Here is a 17,688-nt window from a genome sequence, read left to right on the forward strand (position 1 = left end):
CTCTTACCTCAATGTATACCATAATTAACAAAATGTAAAGTTAACTTAACATTTATTCCGCTTAAAAGCCAATTTTATAAAAAGCGGTACCACCACATATTCATTAATTTAAAAATTGTATAGTGGCCCTAAAACAAAACGCTGGTTGCGTGCTCTAGGCTGAATTATTTGATATAGCAGTAAACTTCAAATACTCCTCACCTTCCAATAGAATCAATTAATAACGTGGAAAAATCAAGTGAACTCTTGCTATTCAAGTCGTTGAAGTACCCGAAGCTCACAAGAAAAAGAAGGACCATATTTAAGTCTTAGGAAAGAGATAAACATTAGAAAAACTGTCATTAAAAATTCAAGTAGACTCTCTAAAAAAGTTTTACAATCAAAGCAGAGAGACTTTGAAACAGGAGGCGCCAATTTATGAATCGAATTGAACGTGAAGAGAAAACAATTAGCATTATGATTGATATGTATTGTAAAAACGAACATCAACAAAATACTCTATGTGAAGAATGTCAAAAATTAAAAGATTATGCTTATTTTCGTTTATCCAAATGTCCATTTCAAGAAAAGAAACCAGCATGTCAAAATTGCAAAATTCATTGTTATAAACCAGATATGAAAGGTTTAGTTAAGGAAGTTATGAAAAAGAGCGGACCGAAAATGATTTTAAAACATCCATATTTCACGCTCATGCATGCTGTTGACACAATGAAGAAGTTTCCTGACTTACCAAAAAGAAAAAAGTGTAAAAAGAAAAAGCGGTTTGTCTAACAAACTAGTTTTTTATTCCTTTTCGACTAAAGAATTATATGTGAGTTTTAAATCCTAATTGCTTCTGGATCATCTTTAAAATAAAAGTATTTTGAAAATGTTATGCAGAGATCCCTTTCCTCAAATTTGCCCGCTTTATCTCCAAACTAATCATTTTTTTGAATAGAGATTCCCGTGAGAAATCTTGGTACATCTTCATCATAACTCCAAAGATAGATTCCGAACCTAAAGTGTCAAAAAACAAAGAGTGAATTATCGCTGTGATATATTGGGTCACTAGTTCAGGAATAGATAATGTATAGTTCTAAAAATGCAAATGTTTCATTCGTAAAGCAACAAGCTCATTTAGAGATAATCTGTAGTCTATATGTTAGAAGTTTTTTGAGGAGGGGTTTCCTATAGTAGTATAGGTTAGCTTTTATTTGCTACTTTCTCCTCGACAACTTTATCAATAAAATCATCAATAACTTCCGTGCATCTTATAATAAAATCAGCATCCTCACGAGTAGTATCACTATTGCTAATACGTTCAATAACTTCTGTTCCATATTCCCTATCTTCATCTGTTTTTGCTAAATACCTTTTGTAAGCCCTTACAACTAGTATTGCTTCTTTTTGATCCATATCAATTTGGCGTAGCTCATCATCAAATCCTTCCAATGAAATCCCTCCTGTTTGTATATAACGAATTCTATTCAATTATATTACAATATAAAAATTTATTGTTGTATTATTTTTGTGAACTTGTGTAAAAGTGTAAATGTCCACGTTTATACTTTTACACATTAAGAACGAAATTACATGGAAGAATATGAAGTTGGATATGAAAAGCGATATTCATTTGACTCTAGTGAAGAAGGATTTATAAAAGGTGACTATAACAGTGACTTTTAGATTAAACAATATTTATTATATATCTAGTCGATACTATAACTCGATGCTGCTGAAAACGGGATATAATATTTAAATCAAAGGAGTGGGGAAATGAGTACACAATATAAATTAAGGAAACTAAAATATCTAATGGATTTCAAAAATAGTATAGGTAATGTATATAAAAAAATCACTTGTCTTGGAAACAAGTGATCTTCTCATTAGATAAATTGCTACTTGCCAACAGCAGGTAGTTGTTATCCTATTCATATGTTCAATAGATATTATATCACATTTTTTGGTTATATAGCCGTAAGTGTTTCTAATGAAATGAAACCAATAATATTTCAAAAGGTACCATTAATTATTTAGCACTTTAAAAATGCAATTTTGAACCTTTCGAAGCACTAATTTAGCTAGATTTTAATAAACTTCAAAAGGTGTACCTTTTGGAGCATTAGAATACTCCTGAAGAAATAAATAATTCTAATCATAAAGGGTAGTTAATATTAATTTGTTTTTGGCAGAGGTTTTGATAATTATAAATTCAACTTTTCTATTTTTGGGACGTTTCATTTACAGAAGATAGATAATAACATGATTTTCTCAATAAGGAATTTTCTGCTTTTAATATAATTTTTTAACAATTCATGGTATATCTGTATTAAGGGGACCTTTTCGGTTGATTAGGGAGAAAGATTATAAAAATAATATGGGAGGAACAAAAAATGTCATTGAAAAAGAAATTAGGTGTTGGAGTGGTTTCAGCCGCTCTTGGCTTATCTTTAATTGGTGGGGGAACATATGCATATTTTAGCGATCAAGTAGTGACAAATAATTCATTTGCTGCAGGTACATTGGATTTAGCTATGCAACCAACTACTTCACTTAACTTAGAAAATTTAAAACCTGGGGACAAAATATTAAAGAAATTCAATTTAAAAAATAGTGGTACATTAGATATTAAAGATATCATGATGAAAATCGACTATACTGTAAACGACTTAAAACAAAATAATACTACAGAAGATTTCGGTAAACATATTAAAGTACAATTTCTTTGGGATTGGGATCCTGCAAAAAGCCCTGTATACGAGACAACACTTGCAGAACTAAAATCACAAAGTTCAGAGATTGTCTCCAAAAAAGTATTTCATTCTAAGTGGACTGAAACAGGGGGATTAAAACCTGGGAAAATGGATTGGTTTTGGATAAAGTTTATATTTGAGGATAACGGAACAGATCAAAACGTTTTCCAAGGGGATAGTATTGCGCTAAAAATGGAGTTCCAAGCCAATCAAACAGAGGGAAAAGAAAGATAATATTACAAAAATATTGTTGTGAAAATGTAAAACTTAGCTTGTAATTTTTTATAATTTGTAAAATTGGCCATCAAATATCCATATAAAAAACCAGTTATATCAGTACATGTGTATAATATCGCTGGTTTTTTTGAGTTTAATATTTTGTATGTTTTGTAAAATTCATTTTTCTTTGTAATCTTTAAATATGTTCGAAAGGTATATCTTTCTAGATGTATTGTTACAAGTGAATTATTTTTGTACTTAAATCACTTAATCTCTAAAATCATTGCTAGATCGATTGCATAATTCGTGCGAGTTCTTTTTCTAAAGCAGCGGGCTCGTTTGCATAATTGTAAATCCCTAAAAACTTCTCTATAGCCTCTGGATGGGAACTGATTAGCTTGTTGACAGCATCCTGTTGTTCAGATATGCGTTCATTCTTCGAAATTTGGCATCCCATGTGAAACCGAACCATAAACTCATCTTCTATTGCCTTTTGATATTCTTCAGACATTTGATTTGATTGATCGGATTGTCCCTTATATTTTGATAGAATATTGGATAATATACGTGCTCCACATATAGCATCATGGATACCCTGCGCCATGCCAGGATCTTTAAAACAAACTGCATCTCCAACCAACGCCCATCCTTTTCCCATTCCTTTATACCAGTAATTATCATATCCGAGAATGCCTTTGACCGGTTCTACTAGTTCTGCATTTTTCAAGCGCGCCCCAATTGTTGTATTCGGAAAGTTATCTGTAAAGAAATTGCGTAGACAGCTTTCCGGATTTAATTTCAACCGTTCTATCAATTCCTTATTTTCTAATGGGAAAATGCCGACAATTACATATAAATCATCATTCGTTGGAAAGAGAATGGCTGTGTTATCTTTTATCTTGTATACTTCAAATTTAGGGACATTATCGTGGCGAAATCCAGAGAAATACCCGAAATAGATGCCGACTGTTGCCGGAATACTTATTTTCAGTTCACTTTTTACCAGCTTGCGAATAATAGAGGATCGGCCGTCTGCCCCGACTACCAGGCGAGCTAAAAATTCTTGTTTCTCGTTGTCGCCGTCTAAACCTTTCACGCCTATCACTGTTTCGTCATCACGGATGACATCCGTCACACGAAATCCTTCTAAAACAGTTACATTCATTTGGGATTTGGCTTGTTCAAGTAGAATATGATCGAGATAAGTTCTTCTAATACAATAACAACTTTCCTCTCCGTAAACCTCAGGAATGAGACCTTCTATCACGGTATCCTCAAATTGAAATTTAATATCCCGTACCGGCGGTGCTTTTGTTTCCAATAACTTGTCCAGGACACCGGTTTCTCGAAGAAGAGCGACAGTATTATTGAAAAAGGTATGGGTTGATAATGTGTCCCTTGGAAAATTCGCTCGGTCCACTAACAACACATGGAAACCTGCCTTAGCAAGATAAATTGCCAGGGTAGAGCCGGCACATCTAGCACCGGTAATGATGACATCATACGTCTTATTCATCGTATCACTCCATTTTCAAGTATAATTATTAACTTGCTTATCCATTAGCAGAGTTCTAAAGTTAATGCCCCTACGAGTTAAAGTAATGGGGAAAATTGATAAGAATGCACTACATACATAAAGTATGGAAGCTAAAACGAAATAAGTACAGAAAATTCTCACCTACTATACAATTAAAAAGAATTTGTGGTAAAAATCGGAATGATAATTTAAGTATTAAATAAAGGTCCGTTTACTTGTCTCGTGAAGAGTTAATAGATGTATATTCACAAAAATGGTTGTTAAAACATCGACTCCAAACTCCTTGTATAAAGTTTTGGAAATCAAGTCCATTTGTTATGTTAAATGCGCTATAATTTTGGGGTAGTCGTCCTTATCATATGTTGAATGAATTATATCCAAATCGTTTTAAAGAGTGGGAATTAAAAAAAACGCCTACAGGATTCTGGACAAAAGAGAAGGGACTCCATTTAGCAGATGAGTTCAACATAAAATTCAATGTAGACTATTGATTATGTATCTTGTTTTTTATTAAATATTACGGTACGTGAAATTTTAAATATCTTTACTAAAAAAGCCCTTTGAAAGGAGCACTTATTTTACAAGATACTGTTCTATTTCTTTTATTAATAGTTCTGCACCTTCTGGACTTAATGTGATCTTACCATTTGCTAATGCCTTGTTACGATTTGACACTTCTCCTGTTAATGCACAAACACCACCAGGCTGATACTTCTGTAAAATAATATCTTCCCCTTCTACAAAAATCTCTAATGGTGATTTTTCTTTAATACCAAGTGTATTTCTAAGTTCCTTTGGAAGTACTACACGTCCTAATTCATCTACTTTTCTAGTCATTCCGGTTGCTTTCATCTATTATCTTTCCCCATTTCATTATTAATTTGTACCCAAGTTATTCTTGACTATTGTAACAGGCTTTCACCATACATGAGAAACATAATGAACCAAAAATAGACAATCATAATAAGAAACTCTTTAAACCCTTGCTGAAAGGAAATACGCCCTTCTTCCATTCTACATCCCCCTTTTCTCTACAACTTTTAATATGTTAAAATATAGAGGAAAGAAATCTGCCAATTTCTTTCCTCGACGGTCACTCATGACTTTGCTCTTTGTTTGCTTTTTGCAAATGAAGAGCTTTTATTTTGCATACTTATACTTGCTTTCTAACATCGCATAACGCAATAGCTTTAACTTTGTCTCTTTTTTCAACGCTTTCCACTCAGATACAGCAATCTTCATTCTTCATTCCTCCATTACTTTGTTATTTATTTAGACTTATAAGTTCCATTTGTAAATTTTTTAATTTCTTTATCACTAAACCCTTTATGGATAGCGAAAATTTCTGGAAAATCCGAGAGACACAAATCAATAATTGGTTGTTTTTTCCCATCCCCCGAAAAGAAGGTATAATACATAAAATACCAATTTATAAACAATCAACGTAACAAAAAGGTAGAAGTTTTATATTGTGACAAACGTTAACTTAGCATAAAGAGGCACTTACAGCAAAATGAATAATTGATTAAAAGAAGGGATACCTTTGTATTTTAAAGAATTTTATACTTTATTAAATATTTGATAAGTAAGGGGCTTACTGCCAGTTAATATAAGTTATGCTACTAAAAAAGGAGGTAAATTAGATTCGATAATGAAGAAAGAAACAAACTTTAACTCATCGTTGAAACCGAATGCACAAAGCAGAAATCTAGTTTCAAAAACTACACATTTTCCTAGTACCTACGTGATTTTTATTTTTGGTTTACTGATTTCCAGGATAGGTGATTCCCTTTATACGTTTGCTCTTCCTTGGATTGCCTATAAGTTAACTGGATCAGCAATAATTATGAGTTCACTTTTTGCTATCGGTGTGTTACCTATTGTTTTATTTGGTCCAATCGTAGGAGTAGTAGTGGATCGTTTTGATCGGCGGAAATTAATGTGGGTTGCTGATGCAGGATGTATTATTTTAGTATCCTTAATTCCTCTCCTGTATAACTTGAGCGTACTTCAACTATGGCATCTATATACTATTTCTTTTATTTTAGCTGTACTATCGATGTTATTTGACGTAGCGACTATTACAGTAATTCCACAAATTGCAGGTCCATCGTTAACACGAGCCAATTCCGCATACCAAATGGTTAATCAAATTGCTAGTTTAGCAGGGCCCACATTAGCCGGTATTATAATTGCTTTAATGGGTGGGATTAATGCCCTCTGGATAAATGCTATCTCTTTTATGGCTACTCTAGTTGCTGTATTACTATTGCCAAAATTAGAAAAGAAGAAACCTACAGATAGAGCAAAAAAGCCATTGCAAACTATAAGGAATGATATGAGAGAAGGGCTAAAATGGTTAATGAATGATCGCCTTAACCTTGCTTTATCTCTTCAAGCAATGGTGGGAAACTTTGGCGCTAGCGCTGTATTAGGTGGGCTTATGTATTATTTACTTTCTACATTAAATCTATCTGCTGAAGAAAGTGGGATTAATTATACTTTAATTGGGGTAGGTGGTCTTTTAGGAAGTATCATTGTTATTCCACTTGAACAACGCTTTCGAAGGGGAATCCTTATTCCAACCCTTCTTGCTGTGGGAGCAATTGGATTGACCTATGCAATATGGAGTGAATATTGGCTTGCGCCGGGCATTTCATTTGGTCTTGCTATGATTTGTAATATAGCCTGGAATACTATTGTAGCATCCGTCCGACAGGAAACAGTCCCCACCAATATGCAGGGAAGAGTTTTAGGATTTTCACGTGTGCTTACTCGTTTGGCTATGCCATTAGGAGCACTAGTAGGTGGATTAATTTCCGATTTTAATCCGGTTGCAATATTTATTTTGGCATCAACTACAAAGGTCATTGAAGTTATTATCTCTCTTACTAGTCCTATTCGTAAATTATGAGCAAAAAGCCAATTTCCCTCACATGCAGGAAATTGGCTTTTTGTTTATCGTGATGTAAGCATTTTCACTTGAAAAACTACTGAAGAAACTATAATCCGTTTTTACACGTATCTCGGCTGAATCCCAATCTATCCAGTGTTCAATTGGTATATTTTGTATTATTCTCCTTTTTCGGGGGATGGGCAAAAACACCCTAATTGTATTATCAGTTGTACTTATATAGTAATATTGAACAGCTCCCTGATAATCTGAATATAAATAGTACTTATGAATCTTATAATCTAATCCATTTTTCTCTAATACCTCATAAAGCTTATTTTTAGTTTCATCCATTACGTCAAAAATCGTTAACTGCTCCATTATTAACAGCCCCTCATTGTGTAAATTTACTAAACTAACTCTAAGAACAAGGTTGTTTCATTATGTTCATTGGTATGCACATTAAACCTTTTCCGATAGCTTCTAATGCACTAAAAAGCATTCTTTTATATCCTTGATCTATAAAATCTACACTGATTTGACCATGATTCATAATAAATTGAAGATCAGCCATCATCTTTTTAACTTTCCGTTCCATGTAATAACCTCCTCAATAAAGTTATATAACTTATAATATTTTTTATAGAGGAGGTTGCTATATGGCTGTTAATAAAGACAAGTACACTCAAATTTTAGTTACTTTTACAAAAGAACAAGTAGAATAAATAGAAAATTACTGGCATGAAAATAAGCTGAAGAATCGAAATGAAGCAATTCGTCAGGTCGTAGACAAAGGGTTAAGTCGTAAATAATGGCTACCCTTTTTATTTTTCTTTAAAAACCTAAAAACGCATTTAAATCCTCTCTCTCCCTTTACATGCGTTTTTATAACAAACACGACTTATTGCATTGATAAACATATCAAAACCTCATACAACTAAATTTGAAGGTTCATTTTTTAGTTAAACTGATTTTTTTCATGCATTCTTTAAACAAATAAAAAAAGAGCCGGATTTTCATCACAGCTCATGTATGAATTGGTTCTGTATGTGTACATGTTGGATAGTAAGAACAACCAAGAAACTTATTTCCTGTTTTATTTGAATTCCAAAAGTCTGCTACTCTGCCTATTGATAAAGAAAATGAGTTGTAAACTCACTTTCTTTCTTTTTTTGTTTGAAATCGATAACTTTTACCCCACTTGGACTAACATTATAAGTTATTGTTACAACATGAGTAGGTGGATTGTGAGCGTTAGTATACGTTCTATATTTAGCTACTACAATAAAGGTGAAGGTATATTTTTGAGAACGCTCAATTTTTATAATCTTTGTATCCGTTAAACTATACTGGTGTTCTGGTCCAAGTTTACTTCGGATAATCTCACTTGCGTAAGGAGCTAATAAAGTATTATAAGAATCATAAAAATCTTTATTAGATATATTTTCTGCCTTTCCTTCTATTGGAGATGTAAATAAAACCATCATTATAACTCCGCAAAATGTCATTAACAGTTTCCATTTAAACATATAATTAACTCCAAACTTACTGCATAATATGGATTAGATTGCGTAAATAATAGAGGATTATTCATTTGCAGTATTTTTAACAGCGCCTAAATAAAAAGAAAAAGAGCTGGATTTTCATCACAGCTCATGTATTGATTGGTTCTGTATGTGTACATGTCGGATATTGTGAACAGCCAAAAAACGTATTTCCTGTTTGATTTGAATTACGAACGACTAAACCATGTTTACATGTTGGACATTTCCGTGCTGCAGGTGTTACCCCTTGATACACATCTTCAGCCGAATATTCGGGATTGATTTTATTAATCAATTTCTGAAGTTCTACACGATCTATTAGTTTTACATTACAAGCTTCCGCTAATTCTTTCGCCTGCCTTGTATACACACTGTTCGTTACAACCCAGCCCTCTTGTGCCTTGTAATAGGCTTGTGCTGCATATATCTCCTGTACGGCACTGATGCCTACTCTATTTTTCATTCCGTAGCGTTTCGCCTGGATTACAATACGATTTTTTCCCTTCAATACCAGATCTGCTCCGAAATCATTTGACTGCTTTGTGACTGTTGGAGAATAACCCAACTCTCGAAAGAGAGCTTTTAGATATACTTCAAATTGATGTCCGTCCATTTTATCTATATAACGAATACCGGACTTAGCCATTCGCTTTAATATTCTTCGCTCCTGGAACTTCCGGTACATAAATTTACAAATATGAAAAAGAACATAAAGGATAAAACCATACATCAAAATTTGTAATATGTTTGGCATTTCTGGTAGATTAGACACTTCGCTCCACCTCTTTAATTGGTTTCATTTTCTTTGGTTGGGCTGTTTCTTTTGCCTGTTTTTCACTCACTTGTTTCTTCCGGACATCGTTCCAATCCTTTTCATTCGTTGGAATATCCTCTTTAAGATCTACAAAGCATTTCATTGTCTGAATGAAGTCTTTCCCAGCTTTATCATTATCAACTGCCATAATGACTTCTTTAATATCGTGCCCTTCTTTTTTCGCATCCATTAAAGATTGAATTACTGTTTTTGACTTCAATCCATGCATAGAAACCAGGCGAGCGTTTTGTATCTTATTTTGTTTGATACTCCAATGAGATAACATGTCGATAGGATCTTCATAAAAATAAATCTTATCCGGTTTACCTACATCAACCGTAAAACCGGCATTGATTTTTTCATAATTCGGGACAATTTGCTTAAAGCTTCCTCTTTTATTCTCCATTTTGACCGTACCTTGACGGTTCATACCAATGACTTGCCCTTTGCCCCCTTCTTCTCTCCATTTGAACACCACGTTATTTTTCTTATCCTGGGCGATGAGATCCTTTTTAATCAGCCAATTCACCAAGCGAGGATCTATTTTTCGTTCATGAATTAGATATTCTTTTATCTCTGTTTTCTTATTTACTTCCAGGTGTTTGGGATAACTAAATGGCTGCTGCTCTTTTTTGCGCTCCTCTTCAGCTTTTGAACAATCAAACTCTTTGTAGTCTCCCTTCTGAATGTCCATCACGGCTTGTAGAAATGTCATGTCATAGTACATCATGGCAAAGCTAATCGCCCCATACCCTTTTTCCGCTCGGCTATTCCAGGCGTACTGATTTTCTTTAATGATGAGACTATCATGCTCCGTATGACGATAATAATTTCCTTCTTTCTTAAACGTTTCTCCTTTTGCTTCCAGATATGAAATCAAGTCAACTTTTCTTGCTTTCATCGCATCCTCCGCACTGACATATGCCATTACGGAATCCCCCCTTTACTCTATAAAATGAAATAAAAAAGAGGACTATTCCGTTTCCTAGTCCTCTTTTGCTACTTATTGTCTTGATATAAAAAAAGAGCTTTACTAACAAAATACTTAAACACCGCATTTTTGAATCAGTAAAATTCTTTTTTGTTTTTTACTTTATAACTACCTTCGTCCTCAAATTTAAATTTTTCATAAGGTTTTACAATACTATAAAAGGAAATGAATTTTTAATATTAATACCTTTGCTTCCCTACCATTGTCTCTATAAAATCATTAATAAAGTATTTTTGATTTAATTTTAAACCAATGCGAACTCCTGTAGATTCTGCATCTGAACGAAAATCAGCAACGGTTTGTCCTCTAAAAGATTTTAAATCAACTTCTACTTTACGATACATATATTGAAAAAAACTAGGGTTAGCTATTGCGCTCATTGCAACTACATCATGTAAAGGAGCGCCTTTAATACTTTTATTCAATTTTTTATAGGCACCGTAATAATAATCATAGATTGGTTTGATTAATGATTTGAATGGACTATTTGTATGTTCCACAATATAATTCACTTCGTTTGGGAGTAATACAGCTGAATTTGTTACATTTAAAGGAATCATTGTTAAATTTTTCGACTGGTTAATTACAAACTGTGTTGAAACAGGATCACCATATGCATTTGCCTCTGCTACAGATGTGACATTTCCGGGTTGTAAGAACACTCCAGACATGATATATACTTCCTTTACACTTTGCATTAGTTCTTTCCAAATATTTAATACCATCGCAAGGGACGTAGATCTTCCTACATCTATAATTGTTAACTCTCCCTTGTACTTTTCAATAATTTTAGGAATTAAACTAAAATCATGAACAGGACTAGTTGTTACACTTTCAGGAGGCCGAATAAGACCAAGTCCCTCTGCACCATGAATTTCTGGATAATAAGTAGTAAATCCATTGAAAAATGGTAAAGTTGCACCACTTATAACAGGGATATCTTGTCTTCCAGCCAATTGCAAAAGATACAAGGCATTTCGAGTTGTTTGTTCTTTGGTAACATTACCGTAACTCGTAACAATTCCAACAATTTCAATCTTAGGATTTAGTAGACCATATATGATAGCTAAAGAATCATCAATACCTGGATCGCCAAATAACAATACTTTCTTCAAGGTATATCTCCTTTCTTGCAAAAACTAATTTTATAAGACAAGCCTTATACCATTTATATGTAAGAAATTAGTGTATTTATGACGCATGTTTTGAGATACTCCCTCTATAAGTAATTTTCTACTTAACCTCACATAATACGGCTTGCTCCCTAGATACCTCTGTAAGTTTCTAAATCTAGGTGATTTTAATAATTCAACAGCTACATTCGGCTTTTCAGCAATAAGTAATGTTTTCCCAATACGTAATGCCTCCTATTAATCTTTAATTTCAGTTTCACGCTTCCATTTCTTATTTCTTCGCTTTTTCACTATTATCTGACCAAATAATAGCAACATATTCAAAAAGACTGCTACAAGGAACATACAGCCCGCAAACAGCCATACATTCACGGCATTCTCTCCTTTCTTTCTATAAATAAGAAAGAGGGCTTTTCCTTTCACCCTCTTTCATTTTTAGATATAAAAAAATCACTTTTCGTTTTCTCAATTGAGTAACAAAAAATGATTTAATCTGGTGTTCCTGCTATACAATTTTTCATCGTTCCATTTCCATTGTTTCTACTCGATTTCTTTGTAGACTTCGACTGATCTACATTACCTGGCTCTGGCTCTTTGTCTTTTTCTTTATGATTCGTTTGTTTTCCGTTCAATGGCTGAAATTTTTTATCCATATCCATTACCTTTGAGGTTGTAGACTGATTCACTGTTATTCCTTCTTTCCCAAGCTTCTCATCCACCTGATTTTCTAATTTTACTACGTGTTCCTGGCTTACCAGCTCATTATCAATCGAAACATATTTCGTTGTATAATACCGCTCTTCAGCTTTTACACGAGTGACAATACTATCAATATTATCTGGTGTTTCTTCATATTGTGAACGTCTGTATGCTTCGAATTTTCGGCTTAAGTCATTATCTAGTGTAGTTGATTCTTTTTCTTTTGAAAGTTGAATTTGTTGATCTAAAGAGACAATAGGTGCATATCCTTCCTTTTTCATTTCTTTATATAATTCCACTTCTTTTTCATTAAATGAGTAATCTTTTTGTGCCTCCGCTTTATCAACTAAGTTTCCATACCGTTCATCCTTTACCAATTCATCTAGACTCATATTTGCATCCTTTTCATAAACAACAAATGACAAATTTCCTCTCCCATCAAAGATAGAACTTTGAACCTTTTCATATAAATCTGGTTTCAAAATGTTATCTAAGGGGTAATCTTCTCGTTTCCCGTTCTTTTCCATTAGGAAAACAGATAAATCTTCCCGATTTGTTGAATCTTGATTCCATACAGATAAATAATCAATATCTTTTGTAACAGCATCCATCATGTGGATTTTTGCAACTTCTTCTTCATCGTGTATACCGTTTGCCAATACTTCAATTGTTACTAAGTGGTTGGGTGTCTCTTTTGATTTTTCTAATGGATTTTCTTGTACTTTTTCCATCGGTATTTCTTTGTTATTTCTATGATTCACTACCTCATCTCGTAACGCTTGTTTTACTTCATCCGATAAATGCCTTTTCTCGTTTAATACTTGTTCATACGGTGTCTTGTAGTCCCCATCCCCCATATTCATACGATCCATACTCACAAGCTCCATTCTTCCAAACTCCCTATCGACTTCTTTTGGAATGGCAATATGATAACGAGCTTGATCGTAAGGGATGGTTTCACCTCTTTCTCTAGCTTCTTCCCTTGCTTTTTCAATACTTGAAATAACTTCAGCCATTTTTTCATTGGCTTCTCCAAATGGGATCAGTTGATTATTCTTAAAAGTTTCGTTGTCGCTCCATTGAACTAGCATAGTTGGACGATTAATTTCGTCCTGATTTAATGCTGCATACTTTTCTTGATTCGCCTCATTAAATGCTTCAATAAATTCTTTATCACTCAATTTCTCTGCACCTTCTACAGGTTCAAACGCACGGTTCCTATCTGCTTGTTCCCTTAACTCTGTAACGGAAACAAGCTCTTGCGTCGTATTACTTAAGCTCATGTATTCCACTAGTAAAATATTTTTTTCACTTTCATTCTGTTCTCTATTTTCATTCTGTCTTTCATTTTCTTTTATTTTAGCCGCTTCATATTTTTCTGTATTAAATAAAATAGCGTATCGATCATCTTGTTCTAACTCAATTAAAGGAATAAGCATATCTTCTTCACGTACAGTAAATGATTGACTTTCGTTTCTATCAAGGAGAGTATCTTTTACTTTTTCATAAACATCTCCTTTAAAAATATCTTCAATATTAGAAACATCCCTTTCGCCATTATAAAATTCATCACGGTCTAATACGCCCGGATCATAAATTGCCATATGATATACTTCTTTGGTTTCTGCATCCACCATGTGTAATTTTGCAATCTCACCGTCTTTGATATCCTTATCCAATATTTCAACTGTTACTACATGCTCTTTTCCATTATCAGACACTTGTTTTGACATATTATCTACTCCTTTTTCATTCGTTTTTTCTTTTTCCTTTTCTAACGTATTTTCAATTGTTTCAATAAATTCAATCGAAGTTTCATGTACTTCTTTCAGCAACTTCGTTTTATCTTTCATTTCTTTTCCTTGTGTCCAGCTCACTAAATATCCTAACGAATATTCGCTTGTATCAATCCCAAAATAAGAAGAAACGGCATAAGCGGTCATTTCTGCTTGAAACTCTTTTTCTGGTGCTGTGTAATGCATATGTGTCTCTGCTGTATGAAGTTTGGCATGTGCTAATTCGTGAAGAAGTGTTTTTACATTTTGTAATTCACTGTTTCGTGGATTCAAAGCAACTTCTTTTGTTAAGGTGTAACTAACCCCCTTTGCAACCCCAAGTTCTTGCTTCGGCTCAATAATTTTCACACCGTTTTTTTCCGCAATGGCTTCCATTCCCTTGTACAAACTCTTGTAATCTGTTACGCTCCCGTCTAGCCAACGATTCGGAAAAATACGAGGAAGATCTTCCGCTTTTGCGTGTGTTTGGGACACATCAAACACATGACCGACAGCAAAATATAAGCGACCTGGTTTCACTTCTACGCTTTTAGATTCAATTTGTTTTTTCTCTTGCTCACTCGCCTTTGTAACGGATTTCCATGTCCCATCTTTGTCTTTAAATCTTACTACAGTTCGGTTTGGAACAAGAATTTTGATTCCTTTCTCACCCTTCTTAACCGGAAATCCTTTTTCTTTCCAAAAAGAAAAGGAACCAACTGCACTGGCTCCCTGGAATTGACTCTGTATTAATAAAATATTAGATGGTGAATAGTGATAAAACTTTGCCATAAACGTTAGATACTCTTTTAAATCTCCCGGTGTACGAAAATAACCTTCAACGCTTTTTTTCCATCTTTTTTGTTAAAGCTTGCACCGCTTCTTTCTTTTCTTCTGGTGATTTTGTTTGATACTTTTTCTTATAACTTTTACTCATGATCTTCTCCTACTCTTTCACTCGCTTTTTGTAATTCCTCCATTTCTTCTTCATTCCATCTCTCAGCTGTATCAAAGAAAAGCTCATGAGTTTTTACATTAACCGGAACTAACATATTTTCCTGATTCATGACATGAACTGCAAGTTCTTCCTCTTGTTCTCGGGTAATTTTGATTGTTAGTTCTTCCTCTTTTACAAGTAAAACAAGTTCACCTTCTCCAACCTCTTTAATGATTCCTAATGCGATATCTTCACGAAATAATAACATCCTAATGACCTCCTGTTTTTTTATAAAAAGAAACAATGTAGCTTACGTTACATTGTTCTTTGCTGCTTCATGATCTATACGTTTTTGTCTTGCGTTACTAATGCGCTCCGCTACGACTTCTTTGGCTATCTTCACACTTCCCATCTCTTGTTTATCAGTCGTAATAAGGCTATCTACGCCCTCTAAAAAGAAATAACCATTTAATAACTCAATTAAAATTTGCGTATTTCTATCCGCACTATTTGCACCAAGACGAATTTTTGTTAGTTCACTTTTTAACACATCGTGTAAATTCTTTGATACAATTTCGGAAATATAATTCAATGACCATTCTGAACTTTTTGATGCTTGATGCTCCATACAAATTTTCGATATAGCATCTCCTGGATGTGTAATATTATTTTCATCCATGTAGTCTTGAATGTATTGATGGACATTTTCATTTAATGATAACTTCATTCGTATTTTTTTATTCTCCATGATCTAACCCCTTTCATTTTCATATGCATTTTCCCTTTGCATACGCTCATAATACTTTTGATTTTTCCAACTTTCATATTCACTTTTAAAAGCGCCTTCCACTTTTCTCATAGAATACTGAATAGATACATTCTGCTGAAATTTTCGAAATGACTTTGATTTTTTCATGTGATGGATTCTTTTTTGTTCTTTATCATATGCCTTCATTTCTTGTAAAAAGGCGTTACCCATTCTTTTATATAGGTCATTAATTTTATTCGTTTTATAATTTTCATATTGCTTCTTATCATACTTTCCTTCCCCATAAGCTTCTTTAAAAACTTGCACCTCTTTATCTAACTTTTTGAGAAACTGATCGTAATCTTTTTTATGATGATGTTGAATATACCGACTGCTTAATTCATCAATTTGCGGCTTTAATGGTTGAATCGTATTGTAGCTATATTGCCACTGTCTTTTATCACTTGGTAACTGTTTATAGATTTGTAAAAACAATGGTTTCAAATGTTGATTACGCCAATCAAAAACGGAATCTTCTTTTTTCCTTCCCACCATATTGTTTCGAATCAGATCATTAATTTGTTTTTGTTCCTGCTTACGATCTAACAAATTATTTACGACTTTCCCCTTCATCGCATCTAATGTTTTTGGTTTTCTTTTACCACGTTCTCTCGTTGGAAATGGTTCAACAGTTGCGACATGAATATGAATATTATCCGTATTAAAGTGAATGGCTGCCGACCAGATAGAGCCTTTTTCCAACCCCTCTCTTTTTTGCATTTCCTTCATCGCAAGCCGTGTTACATCCATTAACTTTTTTTCATCCAATGTTTTTGTTTTCTCATCATAAATTCCTTGTTTCTCTAACCAGGGATTATGAAAAGAAATGACATCTTGCCACATGATACTTCCATTCTCATGAGCGGTTTTAAACATTTCCTTTAAGGACTTTTTTTCACTTTCTGTTAAACGATTTGCATGTTCCGTAAATAGTGCCGATTTCTTTTCTGAATTTCCCATATAGTCTTGATACGTTTCGAACATTTTCGGATTCAGCTTCACTTCACTTTTCGCTTCCTCCCGATTTACATAATCAATATAGTTTTGAAACGCATCGGAACTTGGTAACACAAATTTCGTTTTTAAAACAACACCCGGTGTGACGGAAGACTGAACAGGAACCGCATTACTCATTTTCAACATCCTGCATCATCATTTGAATAAACTCATTCATTTTTTCCATTACGCTATAACAATCACTCATCATATGGATGTTCTTTTCAATGAGATTTTCCAATTCCATTTCCCTTTTATTTTGTTGCTGAAAAAAAGCCAGCATTTCAATTTGAGCTTTCAAAAATTTTTGCCGGGATATTCCCTTTCTCTTTGCCATTTCATCTATTTTCTTTAAGGCAACTGGATCTATATCTCTTATTTTTAGATTCACAATTTCCGCTCCTTTCTGCAATTCTGGGTAGAGATCAAAAAATAGTGAGAAGAGCATAAGGGGTTTCTGCCCCCACCGAGGGTGTGGGGCTAGGCGGCGCCTAGCGAAACGATGGGGGCAAGAAAAGAAGTTGAATGTCCCCATTACGTCCCTACCTTTTTTATTAATGTCTCCACCATGTCCCGTTATTTTCTCTTAATGTCCCTTTCATGTCCCCTT

Annotated in this window: 16 protein-coding genes and 6 pseudogenes; 4 read left to right on the forward strand and 18 right to left on the reverse strand. The window is 33.8% G+C overall.

Translation table 11 applies throughout. The features are described 5' to 3' along the window. Positions 1 to 417: 417 nt before the first annotated feature. Complete coding sequence (locus OXT04_RS14330; protein ID WP_001079536.1) at positions 418 to 771, forward strand: nitrous oxide-stimulated promoter family protein; 354 nt, start codon at positions 418 to 420, stop codon at positions 769 to 771. Between the two features lie 34 nt (positions 772 to 805). Here OXT04_RS14330 and OXT04_RS14335 read toward each other — a convergent pair. Further along, positions 806 to 1,138 (reverse strand): annotated as a pseudogene (locus OXT04_RS14335) (integrase); the annotation flags it as partial. A 44-nt stretch (positions 1,139 to 1,182) separates the two neighbouring features. Continuing rightward, a complete protein-coding gene (locus tag OXT04_RS14340; RefSeq protein WP_151614229.1) occupies positions 1,183 to 1,431 on the reverse strand; it encodes a hypothetical protein in 249 nt (82 codons plus the stop codon). 941 nt (positions 1,432 to 2,372) lie between these two features. Between OXT04_RS14340 and OXT04_RS14345 the strand changes: the two genes are divergently transcribed. After that, positions 2,373 to 2,966, forward strand: coding sequence for a TasA family protein (locus OXT04_RS14345; protein WP_098380209.1), 594 nt, complete (start codon positions 2,373 to 2,375; stop codon positions 2,964 to 2,966). Positions 2,967 to 3,237: 271 nt separating this feature from the next. Here the strand turns inward: OXT04_RS14345 and OXT04_RS14350 are convergent, their stop codons facing one another. Beyond that, on the reverse strand, positions 3,238 to 4,467 hold the full coding sequence (locus OXT04_RS14350; protein ID WP_001044754.1) for an NAD(P)/FAD-dependent oxidoreductase: 1,230 nt from the start codon (positions 4,465 to 4,467) through the stop codon (positions 3,238 to 3,240). A gap of 594 nt (positions 4,468 to 5,061) precedes the next feature. Continuing rightward, the gene (locus OXT04_RS14355; RefSeq protein ID WP_061660628.1) at positions 5,062 to 5,340 is read right to left on the reverse strand and encodes an AbrB/MazE/SpoVT family DNA-binding domain-containing protein; all 279 of its coding nucleotides are present in this window, start codon (positions 5,338 to 5,340) and stop codon (positions 5,062 to 5,064) included. Positions 5,341 to 6,139: 799 nt separating this feature from the next. Between OXT04_RS14355 and OXT04_RS14360 the strand changes: the two genes are divergently transcribed. Continuing rightward, positions 6,140 to 7,402, forward strand: a complete 1,263-nt coding sequence (locus OXT04_RS14360; RefSeq protein ID WP_267415471.1) for an MFS transporter — start codon at positions 6,140 to 6,142, stop codon at positions 7,400 to 7,402. Between the two features lie 18 nt (positions 7,403 to 7,420). On the opposite strand, the gene OXT04_RS14365 is transcribed toward OXT04_RS14360, so the two are convergent. Together OXT04_RS14365 and OXT04_RS14370 are read right to left on the reverse strand one after the other, a co-directional pair. Next, positions 7,421 to 7,762 carry a hypothetical protein gene (locus OXT04_RS14365; protein ID WP_061660630.1) on the reverse strand — a complete coding sequence of 114 codons (342 nt, stop codon included), beginning with the start codon at positions 7,760 to 7,762 and terminating at the stop codon, positions 7,421 to 7,423. Between the two features lie 29 nt (positions 7,763 to 7,791). Continuing rightward, positions 7,792 to 7,979: pseudogene (locus OXT04_RS14370) on the reverse strand (hypothetical protein). 61 nt (positions 7,980 to 8,040) lie between these two features. Here OXT04_RS14370 and OXT04_RS30180 point away from each other — a divergent pair. Beyond that, positions 8,041 to 8,193 (forward strand): annotated as a pseudogene (locus tag OXT04_RS30180) (ribbon-helix-helix domain-containing protein). A gap of 214 nt (positions 8,194 to 8,407) precedes the next feature. Here the strand turns inward: OXT04_RS30180 and OXT04_RS14375 are convergent. The 12 genes and pseudogenes from OXT04_RS14375 to OXT04_RS14425 form a co-directional block, all read right to left on the reverse strand. Next, positions 8,408 to 8,488, reverse strand: a pseudogene (locus OXT04_RS14375) (restriction endonuclease); the annotation flags it as partial. Between the two features lie 20 nt (positions 8,489 to 8,508). Next, entirely contained in the window at positions 8,509 to 8,910 is a 402-nt protein-coding gene (locus OXT04_RS14380) for a DUF3888 domain-containing protein (protein WP_267415473.1), read from the reverse strand. Positions 8,911 to 9,034: 124 nt separating this feature from the next. Beyond that, on the reverse strand, positions 9,035 to 9,697 hold the full coding sequence (locus OXT04_RS14385; RefSeq protein ID WP_061660632.1) for a restriction endonuclease: 663 nt from the start codon (positions 9,695 to 9,697) through the stop codon (positions 9,035 to 9,037). Beyond that, on the reverse strand, positions 9,690 to 10,667 hold the full coding sequence (locus OXT04_RS14390; RefSeq protein ID WP_267415474.1) for a DUF3991 and TOPRIM domain-containing protein: 978 nt from the start codon (positions 10,665 to 10,667) through the stop codon (positions 9,690 to 9,692). The genes OXT04_RS14385 and OXT04_RS14390 overlap by 8 nt, the downstream gene beginning before the upstream one ends. A 242-nt stretch (positions 10,668 to 10,909) precedes the next feature. Beyond that, positions 10,910 to 11,845 carry a nucleoside hydrolase gene (locus OXT04_RS14395; protein ID WP_267415475.1) on the reverse strand — a complete coding sequence of 312 codons (936 nt, stop codon included), beginning with the start codon at positions 11,843 to 11,845 and terminating at the stop codon, positions 10,910 to 10,912. 132 nt (positions 11,846 to 11,977) lie between these two features. Next, a pseudogene (locus OXT04_RS29935) lies at positions 11,978 to 12,085 on the reverse strand (DNA topoisomerase I); the annotation flags it as partial. A 15-nt stretch (positions 12,086 to 12,100) separates the two neighbouring features. Next, positions 12,101 to 12,235 (reverse strand): hypothetical protein, encoded by a 135-nt coding sequence (locus OXT04_RS14400; RefSeq protein ID WP_261739350.1) that lies wholly within the window; start codon positions 12,233 to 12,235, stop codon positions 12,101 to 12,103. Positions 12,236 to 12,351: 116 nt separating this feature from the next. Then, positions 12,352 to 15,274 (reverse strand): annotated as a pseudogene (locus OXT04_RS14405) (LPD25 domain-containing protein). Then, on the reverse strand, positions 15,267 to 15,542 hold the full coding sequence (locus OXT04_RS14410) for a hypothetical protein (protein ID WP_071714074.1): 276 nt from the start codon (positions 15,540 to 15,542) through the stop codon (positions 15,267 to 15,269). The pseudogene OXT04_RS14405 and the gene OXT04_RS14410 overlap by 8 nt, the downstream one beginning before the upstream one ends. A 42-nt stretch (positions 15,543 to 15,584) precedes the next feature. Next, complete coding sequence (locus tag OXT04_RS14415; RefSeq protein WP_098641007.1) at positions 15,585 to 16,022, reverse strand: hypothetical protein; 438 nt, start codon at positions 16,020 to 16,022, stop codon at positions 15,585 to 15,587. A gap of 3 nt (positions 16,023 to 16,025) precedes the next feature. Then, positions 16,026 to 17,216 carry a MobP2 family relaxase gene (gene mobP2 / locus OXT04_RS14420; RefSeq protein WP_267415478.1) on the reverse strand — a complete coding sequence of 397 codons (1,191 nt, stop codon included), beginning with the start codon at positions 17,214 to 17,216 and terminating at the stop codon, positions 16,026 to 16,028. Further along, positions 17,209 to 17,469 carry a hypothetical protein gene (locus OXT04_RS14425; protein ID WP_071714084.1) on the reverse strand — a complete coding sequence of 87 codons (261 nt, stop codon included), beginning with the start codon at positions 17,467 to 17,469 and terminating at the stop codon, positions 17,209 to 17,211. Before OXT04_RS14425 ends, mobP2 begins: the two co-directional genes overlap by 8 nt. Positions 17,470 to 17,688 lie beyond the last annotated feature (219 nt).

It is taken from the genome of Bacillus sp. GC_Bacil_1, assembly GCF_026540675.1.
GTDB lineage: Bacteria > Bacillota > Bacilli > Bacillales > Bacillaceae_G > Bacillus_A > Bacillus_A cereus.

What these genes read in the sequence shown, in the direction of transcription:
- OXT04_RS14330 (WP_001079536.1), top strand. Translation starts at nt 418, where the DNA reads ATGAATCGAATTGAACGTGAAGAGAAAACAATTAGCATTATGATTGAT.
- OXT04_RS14345 (WP_098380209.1), top strand. Translation starts at nt 2,373, where the DNA reads ATGTCATTGAAAAAGAAATTAGGTGTTGGAGTGGTTTCAGCCGCTCTT.
- OXT04_RS14350 (WP_001044754.1), bottom strand. Translation starts at nt 4,467, where the DNA reads ATGAATAAGACGTATGATGTCATCATTACCGGTGCTAGATGTGCCGGC.
- OXT04_RS14355 (WP_061660628.1), bottom strand. Translation starts at nt 5,340, where the DNA reads ATGAAAGCAACCGGAATGACTAGAAAAGTAGATGAATTAGGACGTGTA.
- OXT04_RS14360 (WP_267415471.1), top strand. Translation starts at nt 6,140, where the DNA reads ATGAAGAAAGAAACAAACTTTAACTCATCGTTGAAACCGAATGCACAA.
- OXT04_RS14365 (WP_061660630.1), bottom strand. Translation starts at nt 7,762, where the DNA reads ATGGAGCAGTTAACGATTTTTGACGTAATGGATGAAACTAAAAATAAG.
- OXT04_RS14380 (WP_267415473.1), bottom strand. Translation starts at nt 8,910, where the DNA reads ATGTTTAAATGGAAACTGTTAATGACATTTTGCGGAGTTATAATGATG.
- OXT04_RS14390 (WP_267415474.1), bottom strand. Translation starts at nt 10,667, where the DNA reads ATGGCATATGTCAGTGCGGAGGATGCGATGAAAGCAAGAAAAGTTGAC.
- OXT04_RS14410 (WP_071714074.1), bottom strand. Translation starts at nt 15,542, where the DNA reads ATGTTATTATTTCGTGAAGATATCGCATTAGGAATCATTAAAGAGGTT.
- OXT04_RS14415 (WP_098641007.1), bottom strand. Translation starts at nt 16,022, where the DNA reads ATGGAGAATAAAAAAATACGAATGAAGTTATCATTAAATGAAAATGTC.
- mobP2 (WP_267415478.1), bottom strand. Translation starts at nt 17,216, where the DNA reads ATGAGTAATGCGGTTCCTGTTCAGTCTTCCGTCACACCGGGTGTTGTT.